The organism is Kitasatospora sp. NPDC034533 (assembly GCF_055575155.1).
This window is the reverse complement of record NZ_JBVITE010000017.1, coordinates 108,192-133,245: the sequence shown is the minus strand read 5'-3', so window position 1 is coordinate 133,245 and position 25,054 is coordinate 108,192. Positions and strand designations below refer to the sequence as shown.

Sequence of the window (25,054 nt, the reverse complement as noted above, 5' to 3'; positions counted from 1 at the left end):
TGGAAGATTACGTCCACCCCCAACGGGGGTTCAGCGCGGACTGCAGAGGGCCGAGCACAAAGCCCTCCGGTGTCCGGTCGGCGGCGGAGTCGATGACGACGGCCCATTCCTGGATGATCGTCGCGACGAGTTCGGCCTCGCGCTCGTAGTCATCGGTGTAACAGGTGCGCCGGAAGCCGCGATTGAGAAGATCTCCGGGGAAATCGGGACCGAGATCCACAGTATCGTCGCCCGCAGTGTCGTCGGCGTGCTCGGCAAGAATGTGCCCGATCTCATGCAGAATGATGTGATCCTGGTGCAGTCGGGTTGTTTCCTGTTGATAGAAGATGACGTCCTCGCCCGGCCTGGACATCCAGATTCCGAACGGACCCGGTATCGGAAGTTCCCAGGGAATCAATCTGATGGGCTTTCCTCGGAATTCACCCAGCTTCCGACACAATTCTTCGACCCTCAGCGGCGGCTGAATGTCGAGCCCCCTCAACAACTCGCGACAGGAACGACGGAGCCTGCGTTCACGTACGGCCACGAAACATTCCTCACTCATCAGGGCCGGCCGGATCGGCCGGGTCGAACATCTCCATCATCTTGAGAAGCTCCTCGCGCATCGCGGGCGTCATCACGCCTGCCCGCATGGCGATCATCCGTACCTGACGACTGGCCAGTTGCTGTCTCAGCAGCTCGTCCTCGGGGTCCTCCCCCACGACCAGCGACCGAATGGTGATCGGTGGCGTCCCGGGCTCGCGATGGTCGTCGAAGAACTTCGCCAATCCCTCCAACACGATCAACGTCGGATTCGCGTGGGAACCGTTGCGAAGCATTGCAAGATAGCTCCGCGACAGGGTTGCGGCATGCGACGGATTCGCGGTCACCGCCTCGGCCACTTCGGCGGTCGAGTACTCCCGCCGCCGACCGTGCTTGTCGGTCCACCGCACCATCGCGAATAGCGCATTCAACCGCTCGGCCAATGACCGCCCACTGCCCGACTCGGCCACCATGATCACGCCCTTCCGGCCGGATCCATCCCCTACTGTCCGTGACGTCACCCCCCGATACGCAGTCAACTAGGCACCATCTAAGCGTACTTGACCGAACAATCAACAGGCTGCCAATATATTGGACACCTCGCGAACAGGAGTCCTACCGGCGGCGAGGTGATCACGCAGAGTCGAGCACGGGTCATGGGCCGTTCGCAACGCTCCCGCGTGCACACCGGGACGAGACCCGACTGACGCTGAACGGGGCCCGCTCGGATCCCCGTCGTCTGCCGACGGGTCCGCCGGCGAGCGCCGAGCACCCGATCGTTCGGCACCGCCGGACGTTCCGGTCGGCGAGGCCCGCGCCACGCGCCCGCCGGCCCACTGTTCGTTGCAACCGATCCGCCCGGCCCCGACCAGGCCGGCGGACCGGCGGAGTGGGAGCCCCCGGCATCGGCCGCGGACGGCCGCACTTCACCTGAGGTCACACACATTCGCATGGGGGCGACCATGGGGGGCGACATGGATTTTCGACTGCTAGGTCCAGTGGAAGCCAGGCGCGGCACGGAGTTGATCGAGATCTCGGGAACCAAGGAGAACACTCTGCTCGCGGCCCTCCTGCTGGCTCGTGGGAAGGTGGTCTCCGACGAGAGGCTCACCGAGCTGCTGTGGGGCTGGGAGCCGCCCAGGACCGTCAGCGCACAGATCTACACCTACATCTCCAGGCTCAGGAAGCGCCTGGGCCCCGATGTCGAGTTCGTCCGGCGCCAGCCCGGCTACGTGCTGGAGGCCCCGGGATCCCGCATCGACATCGCCGACTTCGAACGCCTCGGTCGGCTCGGCAAGGCTGCCCTGCAGGACGGCCACGCCGCCCTGGCCGCCCAGATGCTGCGCAGGGCGCTCGGCTTATGGAGCGGCGACCCTCTGGCCAACGTCACACCACAACTGGCACAGGCCTACGTACCACCTCTGGAGGAGACCTGGGCCACTCTCCTCGATCAGCGCATCGAGGCCGATCTGAAACTGGGGCTTCACCAGGAGCTCATCGCGGAACTCACCGGCCTCGTAGCCGAGTTCCCCGTCCGGGAGCACCTGCGGGCCCTCCTGATGACGGCGTTGTACCGCTGCGGCCGACAGGCCGACGCACTGCACGTCTTCCACGCGGGCCGTCAGGTGCTGTCCGAGGAGCTCGGTATCGACCCTTCCGGGACGCTGGTCGACACCTACCAGGCGATCCTGGACGGAGAGTTACCTCTCGGCATGCACGCTCCTGAGGAGTCCGCACCCTCCACCCACTCGGCCGAGCAGGACATCAAACCGATCACGCTGCCCCCCGACCTGGTGGACTTCGTCGGCCGAGAGGAGGAGTTCAAACGGCTCTGCGAACTCCTGTCGCCAGATCCACAGGCCGGTCCTCACGACGGGTCACGCCGTTTCCTCATCACCGGCATGGGCGGGGTGGGTAAGACCGCCCTGGCACTGCGCGTCACGCACGAGGTGCGCAAATACTTCCCTGACGGCCAGTTCTATGTCAACCTCTGCCATCCCGACGGGGAGCCGAGAGATCCCAGGGACCTGCTGTCCACACTCCTGCGCGCACTGGGCGAGAATCCCGGCGATCACCCGGACAATCTGGACGAGCTGGTGAGACTGTACCGGATCGCAACGTACGACAAGCGCATCGTCCTCATCCTGGACGACGCCGTCGGCGACCTTCAGCTGGAGCCGCTCCTGCCGAGCACCGCGAGGCCCACCGTCCTGATCACCGGGCGCACCCGGGTGGCCGCCGTCTCCGAGACCAATACCCTGGTCCTCCGTCCGATGCCGGACACCGACGCCCTCGCGCTACTGTCCGCGGTAGCGGGTGACGAACGGATGTCCCGGTCGTTCGACGAGGCCCAGGAGATCGTGGCGCACTGTGCCGGGCTTCCACTCGCACTGCGCATCGCCGGCGCGCGATGGGCGGCCCGCTCCCACCCGTCCGCGGCTCGTCTGACACAACGGCTGGGGAACCCCGGTGTCCGACTGTCCGAACTGAGCCTCGGGGACCTCGACGTCCGACGGAGCCTTCTCGTGTCCGTTCGGCGCCTGGCACCGGAAGGACAGGTCTTCCTTCGCCGACTGGCCCGGGTGACCCGCGGGACCTTCTCCTCCTTGGACATCTCCGTCGCCCTGGCGATGCCGGCGGAACTCGCCGAGCTCTTCCTGGAAGTCCTGGTCGACAAGGCCCTCGTCGAGGTGACCGGCGTGGACGGCGACGAGCGACTGCACTACCGCCTCCACGACCTGGTGCGATTGCTGGCGTCCGATCCGGACAGCCGTCCCCGGCCGGCGGACCGGACGCACCTTCCGCCGCAGCCATTCCGGGACTGGGCGGACCGAAGCCTCGCGAAGGTCGCGGTCATCTCACCATCGCCGTTGGGACATCCGAGCCGTGCGTGACGCCGTGACGCAGATGACCGTGGCGGCCGCCCACACCACCGCGGCCGGCCAGGGATTCACCCAGATGAGAGCCAGCGACACGACAGTCGCCGCCAGGACGGTGGTCAGCACCGGCAGGAGAGGGGAGTACCGCTGCCTGTTCAGCTGCTCGTGGACGACTTCGTCGACGATCTCGCCGACGCGGTCGTCGATGGTGTCCCCGTAGTGCGCGAGGAACTGCTCCAGATCGTCGGCCCTGTCGGGCTGGTTGCGCCTGCCGTCCGCAGTCCGGTGCCTCTCTGTCATGCGTCCAGCGTTCCACGCGGTCCGTTCCGCGGCGACCACGTGAACCCACCGACCGCATGGCTGGTTATCCCTACCCCGGAACCGTCGGCTGCCCTCTCTGCACACCGGAGCGCCGTTCAACTAGCGTCCTGTCGACGGAGCAGAGTGGGGCAGGTGAGCCGTTCACCGCGCTCTCACGGCACGAGAGCAGGTCGATGCATTGACTGAGAACAGCACCGGACGCACCGCGGTCGGAGGCGGTGACCGGGTGGAGCCGCCGGGTGCCGCTCTGCCCGTGAATCCCTTACGGGCCTGGCGCTCGGCGGGCCTCTGGCGGGCGACCGCACACCTGGCTCTGGACGGCTTCGTGGCACTGGCGGGGCTGGCACTGCTCACCGTTCTGGCGCTTGCCCTGTGCGCGGTGCCCCTCGGGCTGGTGGGTGTGCCCCTCGTTCTCGCTTCGGGAGCGGCCGTCCACCGGCTGGCGGCCCTCGAACGCCGGCGGTTCGCCGCCACCTGCGAGTTGGAGATCGCCGGACCGGCACGGCCGGCCTGGTCCTGGCGCTCGTTGGGGGTGCTGGCGGAACTCGCCCGCGACCGCGGCACCTGGCAGCTGATCGGCTACTTCGTGCTGCTGATCCCGGTCGCCTGCGTCACCACCACCGCTGTGGCGGTGGTCTGGGCCGTACCGGCGACCCTGGCACTGCTTCCGCTCTACTATCCGCTGCTGCCCGGTGGACAGGCCGGTGTCGGACCGTTGACCGTCGACGGTCTCCCTGCGGCCCTACTGGTCGCAGTGGTAGCCCTGCTCCTCGGGGTGTTCGTCGCCCCCTTGGTGGTCAAAGCCCTCGTCTCCCTCGACATCGCGCTCGGCCGCGCCCTCCTGTCCCGTCCGCACGGCCTGGTACTGGAGCAGCGAGTCAAGGACCTGACCGAGAGTCGGTCGCGAGTCGTCGACTCCGCCGAGGCAGAGCGGCGGCGCATCGAGCGCGATCTCCACGACGGGGCGCAGCAGCGGCTAGTGGCCATGTCGATCACTCTGGCGCGGGCCAACTCCCGGCTCAAGAAGTCCGGGGACGAGGCGACCGGGAAGCTGGTCGAGGACGCCCGGCGGGAAGCCCTGCACGCGATCACCGAACTGCGCAATCTGGCACGCGGCCTGCACCCGCCGGTCCTCACCGACCGGGGCCTGGGGGCGGCGCTGTCCGCAGTCGCGGCCCTGGCGCCGGTACCGGTGGACCTGGAGGTGCAGGCCGACCCCAGGCCTTCGGCGCGGATGGAGGCCGTCGCCTACTTCACGGTGACGGAGGCGCTCACGAACGTGGCCAAGCACGCCCAGGCGAGTCGGGCGTGGGTGGAGATCCGGCGAAACGGCGACCGGCTCATGGTCACGATCGGAGACGATGGACGCGGCGGGGCCGTCCTGGCGAACGGGAGCGGTCTCGCCGGCTTGGAAGGCCGGGTGTCCGGAGTGGACGGCCGGTTCGCCATCAACAGTCCGGAAGGTGGACCGACCGTGATCGAAGTGGAGCTGCCATGCGAGTCGTGATTGCCGAGGACTCCGCGCTGTTGCGCGAAGGGATCGTTCTCCTGCTCTCCGAGCAGGGTGTCGACGTGGTCGCCGCCGTGGGCGACGGTGAGGCGCTGCTGCGTGCGGTCGACGAGTATCGGCCGGACATCTGTGTGGTGGATGTCCGCATGCCGCCGACCTTCATCGACGAGGGACTTCGAGCCGCGCTCGCGGTGCGCGCCCGCTGGCCGGAGGTGCGGATGCTCGTGCTGTCCCAGTACGTGGAGGAGCGGTACGCCTTCGACCTGGTCAACAACAACGGGAACGGCGTCGGTTACCTGCTCAAGGACCGGGTGTCCGACGCCGACGAGTTCGTGGACGCGTTGGAGCGGGTCAACGCGGGCGAGACGGTGCTCGATCCCGAGGTCGTCAAGCAGCTGCTGGCGCGCAGCCGACAGAAGGATCCGCTGGCGGACCTGACGCCCCGTGAGCGCGATGTGCTGAACGCCATGGCCGGAGGCCGTTCGAACGCGGGCATCGCGAGCGATCTGGTGATCGGCACGGCGGCGGTCGAGAAGTACATCCGCAGCATCTTCACGAAGTTCGGTCTTCAGCCAGAGGCGGGCGACCATCGCCGCGTCCTCGCCGTCCTACGCTTTCTGGGAGCCTGACATCAGTACGTCATCGAAAGACCGCCGCCGGGTGGTCCTCGGCGGAATCGCCGCACTCGTCGTCATCGCGGCGCTGGCCGCCTGGGCCGTCGTCCAGATGCTTCCCGGGCAGCACCCCTTCGACCGGTCGTGGCAGCAGGACGCGAGCGGCACGACGCTGCTGACCGTGAAGACCGCCGGCATCGGCGTGACCCTGAGCCAAGGTGACACCCAGCAGGTCCAGATCACCGCCAGCGGAGACTACTCGGGCAGCGCACCGGAAGTCTCCGTGGCGGCCTCCGGAGACAACCTCACGGTCACGAGCGGCTGCCCCGACGACTGCTCCGTCCAACTCAAGATCGTGATCCCGGCCGGCCTGGCGTCCCAGGTGGACACCGGGGACGCCGCCATCGTGGCGGCGGGCATCTCCGGAGCACTGGACCTGCGGACGACGCACGGAGCCGTCGAGGTGAAGAAGTCGTCCGGGCAGCTTCGGGTGCAGAGCAAGGACGGAGCGGTGACAATCAGCGACAGCACGTCCTCCGACGTGAACGTGGCCACCTCCAACGGCGCGGTGGACGCCGCGTTCGCGGCTGCCCCAGCCAAGGTGGACTTCCGTACCCGATCCGGCGCCGTGGACCTCCAGGTCCCGCACGACGCCGACTACTACATCGAGGCGCGCAGCGCGTCGTCCGCGCCGGAGGTCCGCCTGCCAACCGACCGGAACGCCTCGCACAGCCTCGTGGTGGAGACCGGCAGCGGAGGGATCCGGGTCCGCTGAGCGCCGCTCGCGACGAGCCGAGGAGGGCGGCGGGCCGGGAAGCATCGTTCCCGGTCCGCCGCCCTTCTTCGCGTCCCGGCCCGGTGCCGTATAGGGCGGCTATAGAGCCTCCGCACAGACTCGCCTCGCTGCGGTGGAACACGGTCGGACGTCAGCCGAACGGCTACTCTCCCCGGTTCCCTCTTCCGCCATCCACTCGTTGTTGATCACAGGAGCTGTAGTGACCCGGCATTCGCTTCCGCATCGAACCGTCGCGCAGCACACGAGTCGGTCCCCGGCCGCGGTCGCCGTGGTCGAGGACGGTCTCCGCATCGGCTACGCGGAGCTGGAGACCGATGCCCGCCGGGTGGCGCATTTCCTCCGGGCCCGTGGGATCGGCCCCGGCCACTCCGTCGGTGTCCGGCCGACGTCGGGGGCGCTGCTGGCGGCATCGCTGCTGGGGGTCTGGCGGACGGGGGCCACGCTGGTCCTGCTGCCGTGCGAGCTGCCGACCGACCGGTTCAAGTGGATCGTCGACGACGCCGACATCGAGGTGGTACTGGACGCCGACGCGTGGGACGACGTCGCGTCCGCCCCGGACGACGACGTGGAGGAGCCGAACCCCGACGGCGCCGCGCTGATCAGCTACGGCTCCGGCGACGCGGGGTTGGTGGTCGACTACGGGATGCTCGCCGACTACGCGTCGCGCCTCCCGGAGCAGCTCCGACTGTCGGCCTCCGACCAGGTGGTGTACGGCGAGCGGGTCGACGAGGCCAGCTGCTACGGGGCCCTGCTGGCAACCCTGCTGAGCGGCGCGACGGCGGTCTTCGCACCGGCCGGCTCCCCGGCCGACGGAGCCCTGCTGCTGCGCACCGTCGCGGAACACCGGGCCGACGTCCTGTCGGTCTCCCAGGGGCTGCTGGAGGACCTGGCGGACCTTCCCGACTGGTCGCCGTCGCTGCGGCTGCTGCTGTGCTGCGAGCCCGGGCTGGATCCCGGCGTGGACCCCGCCCTCCGCAGGCGCCTGGCCGAACGGACCGCCGCCGGTCTGACGAGCGCCTACGGCCAGGGCGAGCACGGGCTGGCCGTCACCGTCCACACCCTCGCACCCGGTGCGGAGGCCGGTTCGCCGTCCCTGGGCCGGCCGGTGGACCCTGCGCGGGTGGTCGTCCTGGACGACTTCGGCGAGCCGGTGCCGCCGGGGGTGCCGGGCGAGCTGCACCTGGGCAGCCCGGGGACGGCGCCTGGCCGGACCCGGCCGACCGGAGTGCTCGTCCGCGAGCGCGCCGACGGATCGCTGGACCACTTCGGCCGGCTCGACGCGGACCAGGAGTTCGGGGCGGAGCCGGTGCTGCTACTGGACTCCGAGCGCCCGCCGTACCTGGCGCCGCGGACGCCCGAGGAGCACGCCGTCGCCGTGGCGTGGTCGGAGGTCCTGGAAACCGACGGGATCGGTGCGCTGGACGACTTCTTCCAACTCGGCGGCTACTCGCTGCTGCTGACCAAGCTGGTCGAGCAGCTGCGGCTGACCACCGGGAAGTCGCTGCTGCTCGCCGACCTCTACACGGCCGTGACCGTGGAGCAGCAGGCCGAGCTGGTCCGGGCCGCCGGGACGGCCGCGCCGGTGATCGACACCGTGGCCCGGGACGGCGCGCTGCCGCTGTCGTTCGGGCAGCGCCGGGTGTGGTTCCTCTCCACCATGGACCCCGACAGCACCGAGTGGATCGTCCCGCTCTTCCTGCGGCTGCCCCGGGACATCGCGCCGGACACCGTCCGCCGGACGCTGGACACGCTCGCCGCCCGGCACGAGTCGCTGCGTACCCGGTACATCAGCCGTGACGGCGAGCCGATGCAGATCGTCGAGGCGCCGGCGCCGGTCGAGCTGCGGGTCGTCGACGGCCCGCCGGGGAGCCTCGGCCCGCTGGTCCAGGAGCAGTTCGAGACCGGCTTCGACCTGGCCTCCGGCCGGGTGTGGCGGGCCCTGCTCGCGACGGAGGCCGGCGCGGAACAGCTGCTGTTCGTCACCGTGCACCACATCGCCTGCGACGGCTGGTCCGCCACCGTGCTGGAGCGCGAGTTCCGTGAGCTCTGTGCGGCCTACCACGAGGGCCGGGAACCCGAGCCGGCCCAGCCGGGTATCCAGTACGCGGACTACGCGGTGTGGCAGCGGCGGTTCCGTGACAAGGAGAGCTTGGCGGACGAACTCGACTTCTGGCGCGATGAGTTGCGCGGGTCCGAGCCGGTGGAGCTGCCGGCCGACCGGCCGCGGCCGGCCGAGCGTGATCCGCGCGGCGCCCTGGTACCCGTCCGGATCCCGGCCCCGCTGGCGCGCGAGGTCGTCGCGCTCGGCCAGCACCACGAGGCCAGTCCGTTCGTGACCCTGCTGACGGCGTTCTCCACCCTGCTCGCCAGGTACAGCGGCCAGTGGGACGTCAGTGTGGGCGTCCCGGTCGCGGGCCGCAACCTGCCGGAGACCGAGCCGGTCGTCGGGTTCTTCATCAACTCGCTGGTGCTGCGCTGCCGTCTGGATCCGGACACGGCCTTCTCGGACGCGCTGGAACAGGTCCGGACGACCAGCCTGGCGGCCTTCGCCCGGCAGGACGTGTCGTTCGAGCACCTGGTCGAGGAGCTGCGCCCGGAGCGCGACCTGTCCCGGACGCCGCTGTACCAGGTCGCCTTCAACTTCAACGACGCGCAGGTCTCCGGCGGCATGCCCGGCGAGGAGGCCGATCACGAGTTGCTCCTCAGCTCGCGCCAGGTCGCGAAGACCGATCTGACACTGTACCTGCGCAAGGAGGACGACGGATCCCTGACAGGCGTCGTCGAGTACGCGACGTCGTTGTTCGAGCGCGCCACCGTCGAACGGTTCGCCCAGCACTTCGTCCAGCTGCTCGCTTCGGCCGTGGCCGCGCCCGGGACGCGGTTGTCCGCGATGGACGTCGTCCCGGCGCAGGAGCTGACGGAGACCGCCGACCGCTGGAACGCCACTGGCGCGGCGTGGGAGTCCGGCTCGGTGATCGATCTGATCGAGGCCCAGGCCGCGCGGACTCCGGAGGCGGTCGCCCTGGTCGCGGACGACCGACGCGTCACCTACCGGGAGCTGGACGGCGCGGCCAACCGGCTCGCGCACCGGCTGCGCGCGCTGGGGGCCGGCCCGGACACCCTCGTCGCCGTGTGCCTGGAGCGCGGGCCGGATCTGGTGCGGTCCCTGCTCGCCGTGTGGAAGGCGGGAGCCGCCTACGTGCCGGTCGACCCCGCCAACCCGGCCGACCGGATCGGCCACGTCCTGGCCGACAGCGGGGCCGCGGTCCTGGTGACCACCTCGGCACTGACCGGTCTGACGGAGGCCTTCACCGGCACCCGGGTCCTGCTCGACCGGGAGGCTGAGCGGATCGCCGGGGAGCCGGTCACCGCCCCGCCGCGGTCGGTGGATCCCGAGCACCTGGCGTACCTCATCTACACCTCGGGATCTACCGGACGGCCCAAGGGCGTCATGGTGACGCACCACGGACTGGCCAACCACCTGCGCTGGGCCGCCCGGGACCTGGTCACCGGCGAGGGCGGGGCGCCGCTGTTCTCCTCCATCGCCTTCGACCTCCCGGCCACCAACCTCTACGCCCCGCTGATCACCGGCCGCCCCGTCCACCTGCTGTCGGACCGCACCGACCTGAGCGGCCTGGGACGGGCGCTCGCCGCGTCGGGCCCGTACAGCTTCGTCAAGCTCACTCCGGGCCACCTGGACCTGCTGGCCGAGCAGCTGACCGAGCAGCAGATGGCCGGACTGGCCGACCTGGTGCTGGTCGCCGGGGAGGCGCTGTCGGCGCGGACCGCCCGGACGTGGCTGGACGTGCTGGGCCCCGGGCGCCTGATCAACGAGTACGGCCCGACCGAGGCCTCGATCGGCACCACGATCCACCCCGTCTACGAGGTGCGGGACGCGACGGTCCCGCTGGGACTGCCGCTGCCGAACATGACGGCCCACGTGCTGGACGACACGGCCGGGCCGGTGCCCACCGGGGTGATCGGCGAGCTCTACGTCGGCGGCCACGGCGTGGCCCGGGGGTACCTGGCCCGGCCCGGCCTGACGGCGGAACGGTTCGTCCCGGACCCGTACGGCGAGCCGGGATCGCGCCTGTACCGGACGGGCGACCTGGTGCGGCGCCTAGCCGACGGCAGCATCGCCTTCCTCGGCCGGACGGACAACCAGGTCAAGATCCGCGGCTACCGCATCGAGCCGGGCGAGGTCGAGGCCGCGCTGGCCGCCGAGGACGGCGTGCGGAGCGCGACCGTGGTCGTCCGGGAGGACCTGCCGGGCGAAAGGTCGCTGGTTGCCTACCTCGTCCCGGTCGCCGGTGCGGAGCTCGACGTCGCGGCGGTCCGGAACCGGCTCGCCGCCGTGCTGCCCGACTACATGGTCCCCTCGGCCTTCGCGGTCATCGACGCCCTGCCCCTGACACCGAACGGGAAGCTCGACCGCCGCGCGCTGCCCGCAGTGGACCGCTCGGTCGGTCATCACGAGATCCCACGGTCGCCGGCCGAGGAGCGGATCGCGGAGGTCTGGTCCGAGATCCTCGGCTTGGAGCGGGTCAGTGTGGAGGATCGCTTCTTCGAGCTCGGCGGGCACTCGATTCTCGCAATCCGGATGACCTCGCGCCTTCAGGACGTGTTCGGCATCGACCTCACCCTGCGAACCGTGTTCGAGCACCCCACCATCCGTTCGCTGGCGCAGGCGGTCGAGGACCAGATCAGGGCCGAGATCGACCGGATGTCCGACGGAGAGCTGCTCGACCACGACACGGCCACGACGGAGCGTCCGGCATGAGCATCCACGAATCCCTGGTGGCCCGCCCGTGGCCGGCCCCTGCGGCATCGACCGGGCGGCAGGTGATCGACCTGGTCGAGGCGCAGGCGGCCGCCGTGCCGGAGGCGGTCGCGGTGATCACCGGCGGCACCGCGAGCACCTACCACCGGCTCGACCTGAACGCCAACAGGATCGCCCACCGGCTGCGGGCCCTGGGAGCGGCCCCCGACGTTCCGGTCGCCGTGTGCCTGCCACGCGGCGGTCACCTCCTGCCGGCCCTGCTGGGCGTCTGGAAGGCCGGCGCCGCCTACCTCCCGCTCGACCCGGCGCTGCCTGCCGGACGCCGGGAGTACATGCTCGCGGACAGCGGTGCGACCGTCCTGATCTGCTCGTCCCGCTCCGGCGCCGTGATCCCTGCGGGCTACCGCGGCGCCATCCTCGCCCTCGACGAGGACCAGGAGGCCCTCTCGGCCCAACCGCCCACCACGCCGCCGCGGTCGACGGACCCTGAGCAGCTCGCCTACCTGATGTACACCTCAGGGTCGACCGGTACTCCGAAGGGGGTGATGGTCCGCCACCGGGCTTTGGCCAACCTGGTCTGCTCTCTGGTGGACGACGCGGGGGTGGGCCTCGGCGGCACCTGGCTCGCCGCCACCTCGATGTCCTTCGACATCTCCGCAGTCGAGATGTACGTGCCGCTGGTGACCGGTGGCCGGGTCGTCCTGGCCTCCGACTGGGAGGCGAAGGATCCGACGGCACTGATCACGCTGGTCGACACGCACGGCGTCACCGACGTCCAGGCCACGCCGTCGGGCTGGCGGCTCCTGCTGGCCTCCGGTTTCGACCGGCCGGCGGTGCGCGCCCTGGTCGGAGGCGAAGCCCTCCCGACCGCGCTGGCCGAGGAACTGGTCCGCCGCACCCACCGTCTGACGAACGTCTACGGCCCGACCGAGACAACGGTGTGGTCGACCTTCTGGCCGGTTCCGGGCGGGGCGTCCGACGTCCTCCTGGGGGACCCTCTCGCCTCGACTCGGGCGTACGTCCTGGATCCGGCCGGCCGGCCGGTGCCCTTCGGCGGAACCGGCGAACTCCACCTGGGCGGCGTCGGCCTGGCCCGCGGCTACGCCAACCGCTCCGGTCTCACCGCGGAGCGGTTCGTCCCCGACCCGAACGGGGCCCCCGGCGCCCGGATGTACCGCACCGGTGACCTGGTCCGACGCACCCCCGACGGTGGCCTCGGCTTCGTCAGCCGGATCGACGACCAGGTGAAGATCAGCGGGTACCGGATCGAACTCGGTGAGATCCAGGCACGGTTGGCCGATCACCCGGACGTGCGTGAAGCGGTCGTCACCGTCCGGGAACCGAACCCCGGGGACAAACGGATCACGGCCTACCTGGTCCCCGTGGCGGGCCGCCGGCCCGATGTCGCCGCGCTGCGCGCACACCTGGCCGCGACGCTGCCCGAGTACATGGTCCCCCGGGCGTTCGTGGCGATCGGCCGCGTCCCGCTGAACACCAGCGGCAAGGTCGACCACCGCGCGCTGCCGGACCCCGGGCGGGCGGGCCGGCCCACCGCGGCACCGCCACCGCGGTAGCCGTATCCGAACTTCCCTCTCCACCGATCCATATAGTCCGCATATAGGACGCTCCTGGACGGTGGAGAGGTGAACTGACCACGCCCATTCCCGGCTGTCCTGGAGGAGAACGGTGACCCACACGGGCGGCACCTGGTACCAGAAGCACGGCAGGACCACCGACCCCGACCTGCGTCTCGTGTGCTTCGCACACGCGGGCGGGGTCCCGAGCTTCTTCAACGGCTGGGCACGCCACCTCCCTGCCGGGATGGAACTCGTGACAGCCTGCTACCCGGGCCGGCAGGGACGCTTCGACGAGCCGTTCGCCGAGAGCATGGCGGAACTGGCCGACCAGGCGGCGGAGGCCCTCCGCCCTTACACAGGAACCCCGTTGGCGCTCTTCGGGCACAGCATGGGCGCCGTTGTGGCCCACGAAGTGGCCCTGCGGCTCGACGCCCGGTACGACGTCCGGCCCGTCCGGCTGTTCCTCTCCGGGCATCCGGCGCCGCACCGCGCACCAGCCTCGAACCTGCACCGCGAGGACACCGCAACGCTGGTCGCCGAGATCAAGCGGCTCGGCCTGTCGAGCGCGGATGCCATGGACCATCCCGAACTCCTGGAGCTGGCACTGCCCATGCTGCGGTCGGACTTCCGGCTCATCGAGACGTACTCCCCCGGGACGGCGAAGGTCCGCAGCCCGATCGTCGCCTACGCCGGCGACCGGGACCAGGACTGCCGGCCCGACGCCGTCACCGCGTGGTCGGAGCTGACCACCGCGGGGTTCGAGTATCGCGCCTTCCCCGGCGGGCACTTCTACCTGGAGGCCCGCGAGACCGACCTGCTCCTCCACGTGGTCGGTCACCTCCGGGACGACCTGCGGCTGGCCCGGGTGGTCCGGGCGGCAGGCGCGCGGCGGCACCCGGTCGCAACGGCGCAGCCCACGGTCGGCCCGCGGACGGGGGGCGCCCGGTGAACACCGTCCACCCGCTCTCCCACGCCCAGGAAGCCCAGTGGTTCCTCCAGGAACTGTCCCCGGCCAGCGGCGCGTACAACGCGGGCGTCGCCGTCCGCGTCACCTCGACCGTCGACGTCGGGGCACTGCGGCAGGCCGTCGTGGCCCTCGGCCCCCGGCACGGGATGCTCCGCTCGCGGTACGCCCTGGCCGAAGGCCTGCCGGTACGCCTGGAGTCGCCCACGAGCCCACTCCGGCTGACTCTGCGCGAACACCCCGGTGTCACGGCGGAACGACTCCACGCGGCCGTTCGCGCCGAGCTCACAGCCCCGTTCGTGCTTCGCACCGACGTCCCGTTCCGCATCGCGCTGCTGACCAACGGCCCCGAGGACGCGGTCCTGCTCATCGCCGGCCACCACATCGCCACCGATGCCGTGTCGAACACGCTGCTGCTGCGCGACCTCCTTGAGGAGTACGGACGGATCACCGGCGCTTCCGACACCGCCCCGCGGCCGCTGTCCGCCGGCTACGGTGACCACGTCGACAAGGAACGCCGGCTGCTCGCATCGTCCCGCGGCGCCGGCATGGCCCGGTACTGGCAGGGCGTCCATCGCGGCTCGGTCCCGGCAGCCCTGCCCACCGACCGGCCCCGGCCGCCCGTGCAGTCCTTCACGGGCGAGACCATCCGACTCACCGCGGGTCACGAACTCACCGACGCGGTCACCGGATTGGCAGCCGCGACCGGCGCCACCCCGTACTCCGCGCTGCTCGGCGTCTTTCAGGCCGTGCTCCACCGCCACACCCGACAGCGCGACTTCCTCCTCGGCGTACCGACGACCACCCGGCTGACCAGCCGGATGCGCGACGTGGTGGGCAACTTCATGAACACGGTGGTGGTACGGTCGCGGCCCCACCCGCGCTCGACGTTCCGCGACTACGTGCTGGCCGCCGACGAGCAGCTCAAGCACGGGATGGAGGCGGCGCGCTACCCCTTCTCCCTGATCGCCCGCGCCGCCGGCACCCAGCGCACCGCCGGACGCTCCCCCCTGTACCAGATCACGTTCAACATGCTGGCCACCACCCATTTCGACGCAGCACTTCAGCCCGCCCTGGACACCACCCGCCCGGAGCGTCCGACGCACCACGCCGGGTTGGTCCTGCGCCCTTACCACCTGCCCCAGCAGGAGGGCCAGCTCGACCTAGCGGTCGACGTTCTTCTGGGAGCAGAGACGCTGGCCTTCGATTTCCGCTACGACACTCACCTCTACGAGCGCGAGAGCGTGCAGCGGCTCTCCCGGCACTTCCTGCGGGCGATCGACATCGCTTCGCGGAACCCAGACTCCATCGTGGCCGCGGCCCGGTTCTGGGACGCCACCACCCCGCAGTCGCCGGGGCCCGACGTCGCCGTCCCCCGCAACGACGCGGCCCCCGTTCACGCCTGAGCACACTGACGCACCAAGAAAGGGACCTCGGTCATGCGCGAAAACCTGGTGGACCTGATCCGGCGGCACAGCCGTTCGACACCCGATCGGGACGCCGTCGTCTTTGTCCGGATGCTCGGGTCCGAAGCACACGCGGAACGGATGACCTACGCGGAGCTGGACCGCGAAGCCCGGGCCATGGCCGGCTGGCTGCGCACCAACTGTGCGGAGGGCGACCGTGTCCTCCTCCTCTACCCCAGCGGGCTCGAGTTCGTCCGGGCCTTCGTCGCCTGCCTCTACGCCGGGACCATCGCGGTGCCCGCCCCGGTGCCCGACAACAACGGCCGCCGCGGATCCCGCACCACCACCATCGCCCGCAATGCCGACGTACGCCTGGTGCTCACCGACTCCGGCCACCTGGAGTCAGTGAACGAGGCCGTCCACCAGCCAGGGTCGGAGGACGTGCCGTGCGTCGCCACCGATGCCGTCGACTCCGACGGCGTCCCCCCGTGGGACGGCCCGGAGCCCGGCAACGACACCGTCGCCTTCCTCCAGTACACCTCGGGCTCCACCAGTGACCCGAAGGGCGTCATCGTTCCGCACCGCTCGTTGACCGCCAACCTCCGGTTCATCGCCGAGGCCTTCGGTCTGGCCGAGGGCACGGTCTCCTGCAGCTGGCTGCCGCTCTACCACGACATGGGCCTCATCGGCATGCTCCTCACTCCGCTGCTCCTCGGCGGAACCGCGGTCCTGATGTCCCCGGGAGACTTCCTGCGCCGGCCGCACTCCTGGCTCCGGCTGTTCCAGGACCATCGGGGATCCTTCACCGCGGCGCCCAACTTCGCCTACGAGCTGTGCGCGACGCGGGTGACCGACAAGCAGCTCGCCCAGCTGGACCTCTCCTCGCTCTCGGCCGCCGTCAACGGCGCCGAGCCCGTCATGGCCGGCACCCTGGCCCGGTTCAACGAGCGCTTCGCCCCGGCGGGCCTGCGGCCCGACGCCGTGAAGCCCAGCTACGGCATGGCGGAGGCCACCCTGCTGGTGACTGGCACCCCCCACGGCCGCCACCCGCTGGTCACGGCGGTCGACAGCGCCGAACTGGAGCTGCTCGGCTTCACCCGGCGGTCCGAATCGGCCGACGGCCGACTCCTGGTGAGCAGCGGCCCCCTCACCCGGCTGGAGGTCCGCATCGTGGACCCGGCCACCGGGGTGGTGCAGCCGGACGGCCGGATCGGCGAGATCTGGGTACGCGGTGAGAGCGTCGCGGCGGGTTACTGGAACAACGCCGCGGAGACGGAGCACGCCTTCAACGCCGTCACCGCCGACGGCGAGGCGGGGTTCCTCCGGACCGGGGACCTCGGCGTCCTCGACGGTGGCGAGCTCTACATCACCGGGCGCAGCAAGGACGTCCTCATCGTCCACGGACGCAACCTCTTCCCGCACGACATCGAGCGCGAGACTTCCGACCTGCACCCGGCCCTCCACGGCCTCCAGGGCGCCGCCTGCTCGGTGCCGGCCGACCAGGAGGAGATCGTCGTCATGCACGAGGTCAGCCCCGTCGCGATCGCCAACCTGGACCTGGGCGCCCTGGCCCGCAACATCCGGGAGGAGCTCGCGGCGTCCCTCGGCGTCCGGATGCCCAGCGTGGTCCTGCTGCGCCCCGGCCACGTCCAGCGGACCACCAGCGGCAAGGTACAGCGGGCACTGATGCGCGAGCTCTTCATGACCGATGGGCTCAAGGCCGTCCACGAGGACCTCAGTACCGAGGTCAGGCTCCGCTACCGAGCCGCTGCCGACAACCCGTCGACGGAGATCGGTGCGGGTGACACGGCATGAGGCATCCCGCCTACGTCGCGGCCGCCCGGTTCGACCATCTGCTGGGTGATCCCCGGGACACCGGGCGGCTCTTCTCACATGCCCGCTGTGCCACGCTGGACGAACGGGAGGAGTTCCCGCTCGAACTCTGCCGGGAGCTCGACCTGCTCGGACTTCCCTCGCACTACGTGCCGGCCGCCCACGGCGGGGCGCTGGACAGCTTCGAGGATCTCGTCCAAATCGTCCGGGCCCTCGCCCGTCGGGACCTGAGCACCGCCATCGCGCACGGCAAGACCTTCCTCGGAGCGGCCTCGGTGTGGGTCGGCGGCGATCCCCGGCAGGCCCGGGCTCTGGGAGCCGAGGTTGCCCAGGGAACCGCCGTCTCCTGGGCCCTGACGGAGCAGCAGCACGGCAGCGACCTGCTCGCGGGCGACGTCGTCGCCGAGCCGCACAGCGACGGGTACACGCTGTCGGGCGAGAAATGGCTGATCAACAACGCCACCCGGGGCGACCTCCTGTGCGTCCTGGCGCGGACCGCGCCGGAAGGCGGCGCACGCGGCTTCAGCGTGCTGCTGGTCGACAAGCGCAGGCTCGACCCGGCACAGTTCCGCACGCTCCCGGAGGTCCGGCTGCACGGAATCCGCGGCGCCGACATCAGCGGTGTGACGTTCTCCGGGGCGGAGGTGCCCTCGGCGGCGCTGGTCGGCGCGGAGGGCGACGGCCTGGAGATCGTGGTCAAGAGCCTCCAGTTGACCCGGACCCTGTGCGCCGGCCTGTCACTGGGCGCCGCCGACCAGGCCCTGGAGATGGCGACGTCGTACGCGCTGACCCGCCACAACCACGGCCGGCCCCTGGTCGAACTCCCCCAGTCACGGCGACTGCTCGCACAGTCGTACGCGGACCTGCTGACCGCAGAGGCGCTGACCCTGGTCGCCGCCCGGGCCGTGCACGCGCTTCCGGGCGACCTCGCGACCGTCTCCGCGGCAACCAAGTATCTGGTGCCGACCCTCGTGCAGCAGGCTCTCAGCACACTGTCGCGGCTGGTCGGTACCCGCTCCCTGCTGCTCGGGGACACCTTCGAGCACGGCCGGTTCCAGAAGGTGCTGCGCGACCACCGCATCGTGGGGATCTTCGACGGCAGCACGGTGATCAATCTGCACACACTGATCAACCACTTCCCGGCCATCGCCCGCGCCCACCGGCGCGGCTTCGTGGACGAGCCCGGACTTCACGCTGCGACCACCCTCGGTGACACCCTGCCCGCTCTCGACCCGCGGCGTCTGGAACTCGTACCCCGGCGCGGCAGCAGCCTGATCCAGGCCCTGCCCTCCGCACTCGACGAGCTGCGGGCCCTCGGCGACGCCGTGCCCGCGACGCTGATCGAGCGAGCTGCCGAACTGGAAGCCGTCGTCGGCGACGTGGTCGCGGGAATCGGCCGCCACCGGCCGACACCGATCGCGGTGCCCGCAGCTTCCTTCAAGCTGGCCGAGGACTACACCCGCTGCTTCGCCGCCGCAGCCGCCCTCCATCTATGGCTGCGCAACCGGTCCGCCGTCGATCCGCAGGCCACCCAAGGGCTCTGGGAGTCCGGGCTCTGGTTGGAGGCCTGCCTGGCCCGGCTGCTGCGTTCGCTGTGCCCCCCGCGCACCGCGCAGCTCGTCACCGACGGCGGCCGGGACCCCGACGAGGTCCTCGACCGGCTGGTGGAGCCGCTCGTGGCCCAGCACTCCACCGGCCAACTGCCCGCCCTACTGCCGTACCCACTCCCGAGGACCCGCACATGACCGTCACTGGCACACCTCCCCGGCGGCAGTCGGTGCAGTCCGCCGGCCCGCTCACCGAACTCGACAGCCCGGACGCCCTGGACCGGTTGTTCGGGGACCCGTACGATCCCGACAACCCGGTCGGACACCAGGCGTTCCTCGACGCCGACGAGCGCGGCGACTTCCTCCCCGCCGGTCGGAAGGTGCTGGAGTCCTTCGGCATGGGGGCGCAGTTCGTGCCCCGGGCCTTGGGCGGACGGCTCGGCCAGGTGGACGAGCTCGCCAGGGTGCTGCGCACGGTCTTCCGCCACGACGGCTCGCTGGCCCTGGGGCTGGGCGCGATCAACCTCATCGCCTCCTCCACCGTCTGGGCCGCCGGCGACACGCAGCAGCAGGGCTTCATGGCGGACGTGCTGCTGCGCAACGGCCCGACCGCCGGCGCGATCACCGAGCTGGCCTACGGCGACGACCTGGCCCGCACCCGGATGCAGGCCACCGAGCGGGGCGAGGGCGTCGTGCTCAACGGCCGCAAGGAGGTCATCAGCAACATCGCGCGGGCGCACGCCTTCACCGTCCTGGCCCGGACCAGCGCGGACCAGGGCAGCCGCAGTCACACCCTGTTCCTGGTGGACCCGGCGTCCGTGCCGCGCGACCGGATGCGCTTCCTGCCGAGGTTCCGCACCTCGGGGATGCGGGCGAGCCACCTCGGCGGAGTGGAGTTCGTCGACTGCCCGCTGCCCTCCTCGGCGGTGGTCGGCGGGTACGGCAACGCCATGGAGACCATCCTGCGGTGCTTCCAGGTCACGAAGTCGGTGGCCGGCGCCGCGAGCATCGGCATGGTCGACACGATGCTGCGCACCGTGGCCGACTTTGGCGTGAACCGCCAGCTGTACGACCGAACCGTCACCGATCTGCCCTTCGTCGAGGCGGAGCTGGCGGGCGTCTTCACCGATCTGCTGATCTGCGACGCCATGACGACCACCGCCTGCCGGGCGCTGCACGTGCTGCCCCGCCAGACCAGCGTGTATGCGGCGGCCACGAAGTACCTGGTGCCCGAGATCGAGCAGGCGGCGGCCGACCGTCTCACGGTGGTGCTCGGCGCTCGCTCCTTCCTCCGCGAAGGCCCGCACGCCGCCTTCCAGAAGAACCTCAGGGACCTCCCGGTCGCGGCCCTCGCGCACTCCGGCGCGACGGTCTGCCTTGCGACGATCATCCCGCAGCTGCCCCGGCTCGCGCGCAAGAGCTGGTTCACCTCCGAGGCTCCCGAGGCAGCCCTCTACCAACTCGCCCGCCCCCTGCCGGACCTGGACTTCCAGCGGCTGGAGGCCAACGCAGGCTCCGACGACCGGGTCATCGCGACCCTGCCGGCCGTCGAACGGGAGGTCCGGGCCGATCCCGTTCTGCGGGCGCTGTGCGCGCGTCTGCTCGACGAGCTGCGCTCCCTGACGGACGGCTGGCGCGCGCTCGCGCCGCGCAATCGCACGCCGTTCGCCGGGCCGATCGGCTTCGAACTGGCGGAACGCTACACCGTGGTGCTGGCGGCCGCCGCCTGCCTGGGCATGTGGTGGCACAACCAGGACCACCCCGACCTGTTCATGCGCGACACGGCGTGGCTGGTCTGCGCCCTGAACCGGCTGACCGGCCGGCTCGGGTACGACCCGCTGCCGGAGGCCGAGTCGGCCGCCGGTCGGATGTTCGCCGAGCTCCTCCGGCGGCATGCGGAGCACCGGGCGTTCGACCTGATCGGCCGGCGGCTCCACTGACCCGCGCAAGGCAACGCTCCCACACCAGACATCCGACACAGGAGAGCCGTCCCATCATGACGTCAATTCCCGCACCGGCCCTGAACACCGTCACCCCCGAGGAGATCCGCGACCTGATGCTCGGCCTGGTCGCCTCCTACCTCGAGAAGCCCGTGACCGAGATCAGGTCCGACGTGAAGCTGGTCGAGTACGGGCTCGACTCGATCTTCGCGCTGACCCTCTGCGGCGACATCGAGGACGAGTACGACATCGAGATCAAGGCCACCCTCGCCTGGGACCACCCGACCATCGACGCCATCACGGCCTTCCTCTACGACACCCTCACCGCACGGGCCTGACGAAGGCGTGCGCACGTCCACCGGGAGTAACGTGACCAAGCTGCTGAACACCTCGCCGCCGCACTCCGAACCGGCCCTGCTCGGCATCGGCGGGTACCGGCCGCACCGCGTGGTCGACAACCACGAGGTCTGCCGGAGCATCGACTCCTCGGACGAGTGGATCCGGTCCCGCTCCGGCATCGCCACGAGACGGTGGGCCGGCCCGGACGAATCCCTCGCCGACATGGCGGAGATCGCGGCGGACAAGGCCCTCGCGTCCGCCGGCATCAGCCCTGCGGCCGTCGACTGCGTCGTCGTCGCCACCTTCACCCACCTGAAGCAGACCCCCGCCGTCGCGACCGAGGTCGCCCACCGCATCGGCGCCACCGCGGCGGCCGCCTTCGACATCTCCGCGGGGTGCGCGGGCTTCGTCCACGCCCTCTCCCTGGCCGCGGACATGGTCCGCGGCCGCGGCGGGCACGTCCTCGTTGTCGGGGCCGAGCGCATGACGGACCTGCTCGACCGCGAGGACAGGTCCACCGCCTTCATCTTCGGGGACGGCGCGGGCGCGGTGATCCTCGGGCCCGCGACCGTGTCCGGCATCGGCCCGGTGGTCTGGGGCGCGGACGGCTCCCAGGCCGACGCGATCTCCCAAACCGTCCCCTGGGATGCGCTCCGGGACGACCCCCACGTGCGGTGGCCCGCGCTCAGGCAGGACGGCCAGAAGGTCTTCCGCTGGGCGGTCTACAAGATGGCCGAGGTCGCCCAGCAGGCCCTGGACGCCGCAGGAGTCCGGGCCGCCGACCTCGAGGCCTTCATCCCGCACCAGGCCAACCTGCGGATCATCGACGGGCTGGCGCGGGGCATCGGCCTGCCGGACCACGTCGTGGTCGCCCGGGACGTCGTCACCACCGGAAACACCTCGGGGGCGTCGATCCCCCTCGCCATGGAGGCTCTGCTGAACGCCGGCTCGGTCCGCTCGGGCGGGCTGGCGCTCCTCCTGGGCTACGGCGCCGGCCTCTCGTACGCCGCCACCGTCGTGGCGCTGCCGTAGGTGGGTTATCCCTACCGTCATTACGTGGGCTGACCTCGTGGCAGCGTCGGCCGAGCGGCGAATAGCGTGAACCCAGAGGTTTCGACGGTGGGCTCGAATATGCCAAGTCCTGGGGCCACCATGGGAATTAGGGAGCGGAAACGCTCTTCCCCACAGCAAGGAGTTCCGTCATCGCTACGTCAGTTGCCTTCCGCCGTCGACACGTCGGCATCACCTTCGCGGCACTCGCGGTCCTCGGGGTGATGACGGCCTGCAATCCCACGAAGACGCTCAATCGGACCGACTTCACGCAGACGAACGAGATCTACGCCCAGCCCGGCACGAGCCTCCAAGTGAACGCGCGGAACATCGGCGTGACACTGAGCACGGGCAGCGACTCGAAGGTGCGGGTCTCCGCAACCGGGAACTACGCCGACCAGAAGCCCCAGGTGACGGCCACCACGACGGGAACCACCGCGGTGGTCTCGGGATCCTGCGCCGGCGACTGCGACCTCCAGCTGCACATCACGCTGCCGGCCGCACTGCGCGTCCAGGTCGAAGCGGGCAACGGCGCCATCGTCGCGAACGGCACGGGCGGGAGCTTGGACCTGCGGACCACCGACGGCTCCATCACCGTCACCCACTCCACCGGCCCGTTGACCCTGCAGAGCCGCGACGGCGGGATCTCCGTCGCCGACGCCGCCTCCCAGAAGGCCGACATCACCACCGAGAACGGCGCGGTCGACGCCACCTTCGCGGCTGCTCCTACCACCGTGAACGTGACTGCCAAGGACGGCGCGGTGGACCTCTCCGTGCCCTCGGGCGCCGGCTACGACGTCACCACCCGCAGCACGGGTACGACACCGCAGGTCGATGTGCCGAGCGCCCGCAACGCCGCTCATTCCTTGACCGTCACCACCGCCAGCGGCGGCATCCACATCCACTGACGGCCCTGCCCACCAGGACGACGCACACCCGGGGAGACGTCCCCTTGCCGGACGGCAACGAGCCCTGGCGCGGCCGCGCCGCTTCACATTGACGCGCTTCGCCGCGCCGGAAGGACTCAGATGGCATCACCACCGAGGCGGATCGTCGTGATCTCGGCCGAGATCGGAGCCGGTCACGACGGGGCGGCCGACGAGCTGTCCCGCCGCCTGACGGATGCCGGCTACGAGGTCGACCGCCACGACTTCCTCAATCTGCTGCCACCGCGACTCGGCCGAGCACTCCGCAACGCCTATGCCTTCGAACTGCACGCCACTCCCTGGGCGTGGGGGCGGATGTTGAGGGTCCTGGAACGGCACGGCCGCCTCGGACGTGCCGTCGGCGGGATGTTCGCGCGACTGGCCGCCCGACGCACTGCCGCAGTAACCGGTCCGGGCACCGCGGCAGTGGTCTCCACCTACCCGCTGGCCAGCCAGGCGCTCGGAAGACTGCGCCGCACCGGGCAACTGGCCGCACCGGTGGCCACCTTCCTCACCGACATGTCCGTGCACCCGCTCTGGGTCGCCGACGGTGTCGACCTCCACCTCGCCCTGCACCCCGTCGCGGCCGCCGAGGCCGGCCGTCGCGGAGCAGCTGAGGTCGTCGTCTCCGGACCACTCGTGCCACCCGCGTTCCGCCCGTCCTGGAGTGAGGAAGAACGCCGCAGCGAGCGTGCCCGTCTCGGGCTGCCGACAGGCTCTCGACTGGCCCTGGTGACAGCCGGTTCATGGGGCGTGGGAGAGGTGGAGAAGACGGCTCGGGACATCGCCGCCACCCGCCTTGCGATACCCGTCATCGCCTGCGGTGGCAACACGGCTCTACGCGACCACCTGCTCAAGACCGGTGTCGGTGTGCCGCTCGGCTGGGTCGACGACATGCCCGCGTTGCTGCGCAGCACCGATGTCGTCGTCCAGAACGCGGGTGGTCTCACCTCTCTGGAGGCAATGGCCAGCGGTGTCCCTGTGGTGAGTTACCGATGCCTGCCCGGTCACGGAGTCAGCAATGCGGCCGCACTGGACGAGGCCGGGCTCGCACCGTGGATCCGCGACCGGACCGCACTCGCTCCCGCTCTGCGAGCCGTGCTCACAGCTCCCGGCCAGTGGGCGACCGGTCCCCTGAAGGCGTTCTCCGCCTGGCCGTCGCCCGACCGCGAGATCGCACGACTCGTGAACCCGCGCCCCGTGTCCGGACACGCCGGCCCCGGTCGCTCGGCTCGGCTCGCGCCGTTCGCATCGGAGGAGCCGCCCTCACTCAGCCTGAACGCCGCCTCGTGAACCGCCCACCCGTCACCGCCGGCCGTGCCCTGACCGTCTCCGCCGCCGTGGCCGCCGGTGCCGTCGCGGTGCACAGCCTGCCCGCCCTCACCGCAGTGGGTCCGCTGCGCCCGTACCTCGCCCCCAGTCTCAGCGGCCTGGGCCGCCCAGGTCATGTGGCCCTCACCTTCGACGACGGCCCGGATCCCCGCTCCACACCGCTCTTCCTAGCAGAGCTGGAGCGCGCAGGCGTCCAGGCGACGTTCTTCCTGCTTGGCCGGATGCTCCTCCGGGCCCCGTCGCTCGGTCGCGACCTCGTCGAGGCCGGCCACGAGGTCGCCGTGCACGGCTACCGGCATCGTCCGATGCTGCTCCGTTCCCCGCGCTGTGCCCGAGACGACGTCCACCGCGCCCGAGACCTCGTCACCGACCTGGCCGGGACCGCACCACGCTGGTACCGCCCGCCGTACGGAGTGTTCAGTCTCTCCGCACTCTCAGCCGCCCGGCGGTTGGAGCTGACTCCCGTCCTCTGGACCCACTGGGGTCGCGACTGGACTGCCGGAGCCACTCCCGATTCCGTGCTGCGGACCGTCATTCGATCCCCGCTGGACGGCGGTACCGTCCTCCTGCACGACTCCGACGTCACCTCCGCTCCCGGTTCCTGGCGGGCCACCCTCGGCGCACTGCCCCGACTCCTGGAGCACTGCGCCCGAGAAGGACTGGTGGTCGGCCCGCTGCGCGACCACCTTCCAGCCAGAGCCCGCCCGTAGAACCCGGG

19 protein-coding genes are annotated in these 25,054 nt (G+C 70.9%); 16 read left to right on the top strand and 3 right to left on the bottom strand.

The features are described 5' to 3' along the window. Positions 1–7: 7 nt before the first annotated feature. Positions 8–526 (bottom strand): hypothetical protein, encoded by a 519-nt coding sequence (locus ACZ55U_RS15610; RefSeq protein WP_465526507.1) that lies wholly within the window; start codon positions 524–526, stop codon positions 8–10. A 10-nt stretch (positions 527–536) separates the two neighbouring features. Further along, positions 537–995: a hypothetical protein gene (locus ACZ55U_RS15605; RefSeq protein WP_465526525.1), complete on the bottom strand. Its 459-nt coding sequence runs from the start codon at positions 993–995 to the stop codon at positions 537–539. A 501-nt stretch (positions 996–1,496) separates the two neighbouring features. On the opposite strand from ACZ55U_RS15605, the gene ACZ55U_RS15600 reads away from it, so the two are divergent. Then, entirely contained in the window at positions 1,497–3,416 is a 1,920-nt protein-coding gene (locus tag ACZ55U_RS15600; protein ID WP_465526505.1) for an AfsR/SARP family transcriptional regulator, read from the top strand. On the opposite strand, the gene ACZ55U_RS15595 is transcribed toward ACZ55U_RS15600, so the two are convergent. Next, positions 3,381–3,701 (bottom strand): hypothetical protein, encoded by a 321-nt coding sequence (locus ACZ55U_RS15595; RefSeq protein WP_465526503.1) that lies wholly within the window; start codon positions 3,699–3,701, stop codon positions 3,381–3,383. The genes ACZ55U_RS15600 and ACZ55U_RS15595 overlap by 36 nt on opposite strands. A 274-nt stretch (positions 3,702–3,975) precedes the next feature. On the opposite strand from ACZ55U_RS15595, the gene ACZ55U_RS15590 reads away from it, so the two are divergent. The 15 genes from ACZ55U_RS15590 to ACZ55U_RS15520 all read left to right on the top strand — a co-directional run bounded on the left by ACZ55U_RS15590 (position 3,976) and on the right by ACZ55U_RS15520 (position 25,046). After that, entirely contained in the window at positions 3,976–5,229 is a 1,254-nt protein-coding gene (locus ACZ55U_RS15590; RefSeq protein ID WP_465526501.1) for a sensor histidine kinase, read from the top strand. Continuing rightward, positions 5,217–5,861 carry a response regulator transcription factor gene (locus ACZ55U_RS15585; protein WP_465526499.1) on the top strand — a complete coding sequence of 215 codons (645 nt, stop codon included), beginning with the start codon at positions 5,217–5,219 and terminating at the stop codon, positions 5,859–5,861. Before ACZ55U_RS15590 ends, ACZ55U_RS15585 begins: the two co-directional genes overlap by 13 nt. A 31-nt stretch (positions 5,862–5,892) precedes the next feature. Then, positions 5,893–6,621: a DUF4097 family beta strand repeat-containing protein gene (locus tag ACZ55U_RS15580; protein ID WP_465526497.1), complete on the top strand. Its 729-nt coding sequence runs from the start codon at positions 5,893–5,895 to the stop codon at positions 6,619–6,621. 220 nt (positions 6,622–6,841) lie between these two features. Then, a complete protein-coding gene (locus ACZ55U_RS15575) occupies positions 6,842–11,422 on the top strand; it encodes an amino acid adenylation domain-containing protein (RefSeq protein ID WP_465526495.1) in 4,581 nt (1,526 codons plus the stop codon). Continuing rightward, positions 11,419–12,996 carry an amino acid adenylation domain-containing protein gene (locus tag ACZ55U_RS15570; protein WP_465526493.1) on the top strand — a complete coding sequence of 526 codons (1,578 nt, stop codon included), beginning with the start codon at positions 11,419–11,421 and terminating at the stop codon, positions 12,994–12,996. Before ACZ55U_RS15575 ends, ACZ55U_RS15570 begins: the two co-directional genes overlap by 4 nt. A 112-nt stretch (positions 12,997–13,108) precedes the next feature. After that, positions 13,109–13,948, top strand: a complete 840-nt coding sequence (locus ACZ55U_RS15565) for a thioesterase II family protein (protein WP_465526492.1) — start codon at positions 13,109–13,111, stop codon at positions 13,946–13,948. Next, the gene (locus tag ACZ55U_RS15560; RefSeq protein ID WP_465526491.1) at positions 13,945–15,369 is read left to right on the top strand and encodes a condensation domain-containing protein; all 1,425 of its coding nucleotides are present in this window, start codon (positions 13,945–13,947) and stop codon (positions 15,367–15,369) included. The genes ACZ55U_RS15565 and ACZ55U_RS15560 overlap by 4 nt, the downstream gene beginning before the upstream one ends. Positions 15,370–15,402: 33 nt before the next feature. Then, a complete protein-coding gene (locus ACZ55U_RS15555) occupies positions 15,403–17,184 on the top strand; it encodes a fatty acyl-AMP ligase (protein ID WP_465526490.1) in 1,782 nt (593 codons plus the stop codon). Continuing rightward, the gene (locus tag ACZ55U_RS15550) at positions 17,181–18,947 is read left to right on the top strand and encodes an acyl-CoA dehydrogenase family protein (RefSeq protein ID WP_465526488.1); all 1,767 of its coding nucleotides are present in this window, start codon (positions 17,181–17,183) and stop codon (positions 18,945–18,947) included. The genes ACZ55U_RS15555 and ACZ55U_RS15550 overlap by 4 nt, the downstream gene beginning before the upstream one ends. Continuing rightward, positions 18,944–20,689 carry an acyl-CoA dehydrogenase gene (locus ACZ55U_RS15545; RefSeq protein ID WP_465526487.1) on the top strand — a complete coding sequence of 582 codons (1,746 nt, stop codon included), beginning with the start codon at positions 18,944–18,946 and terminating at the stop codon, positions 20,687–20,689. Before ACZ55U_RS15550 ends, ACZ55U_RS15545 begins: the two co-directional genes overlap by 4 nt. Before the next feature lie 56 nt (positions 20,690–20,745). Beyond that, positions 20,746–21,027 carry an acyl carrier protein gene (locus ACZ55U_RS15540; protein ID WP_465526486.1) on the top strand — a complete coding sequence of 94 codons (282 nt, stop codon included), beginning with the start codon at positions 20,746–20,748 and terminating at the stop codon, positions 21,025–21,027. Positions 21,028–21,058: 31 nt separating this feature from the next. After that, positions 21,059–22,060, top strand: coding sequence for a beta-ketoacyl-ACP synthase III (locus ACZ55U_RS15535; RefSeq protein ID WP_465526485.1), 1,002 nt, complete (start codon positions 21,059–21,061; stop codon positions 22,058–22,060). 353 nt (positions 22,061–22,413) lie between these two features. Continuing rightward, positions 22,414–22,986 (top strand): DUF4097 family beta strand repeat-containing protein, encoded by a 573-nt coding sequence (locus ACZ55U_RS15530; RefSeq protein WP_465526483.1) that lies wholly within the window; start codon positions 22,414–22,416, stop codon positions 22,984–22,986. A gap of 120 nt (positions 22,987–23,106) precedes the next feature. Then, positions 23,107–24,297 carry an MGDG synthase family glycosyltransferase gene (locus ACZ55U_RS15525; protein WP_465526481.1) on the top strand — a complete coding sequence of 397 codons (1,191 nt, stop codon included), beginning with the start codon at positions 23,107–23,109 and terminating at the stop codon, positions 24,295–24,297. Continuing rightward, positions 24,294–25,046 carry a polysaccharide deacetylase family protein gene (locus ACZ55U_RS15520; protein ID WP_465526479.1) on the top strand — a complete coding sequence of 251 codons (753 nt, stop codon included), beginning with the start codon at positions 24,294–24,296 and terminating at the stop codon, positions 25,044–25,046. The genes ACZ55U_RS15525 and ACZ55U_RS15520 overlap by 4 nt, the downstream gene beginning before the upstream one ends. The last annotated feature ends 8 nt before the right edge of the window (positions 25,047–25,054 follow it).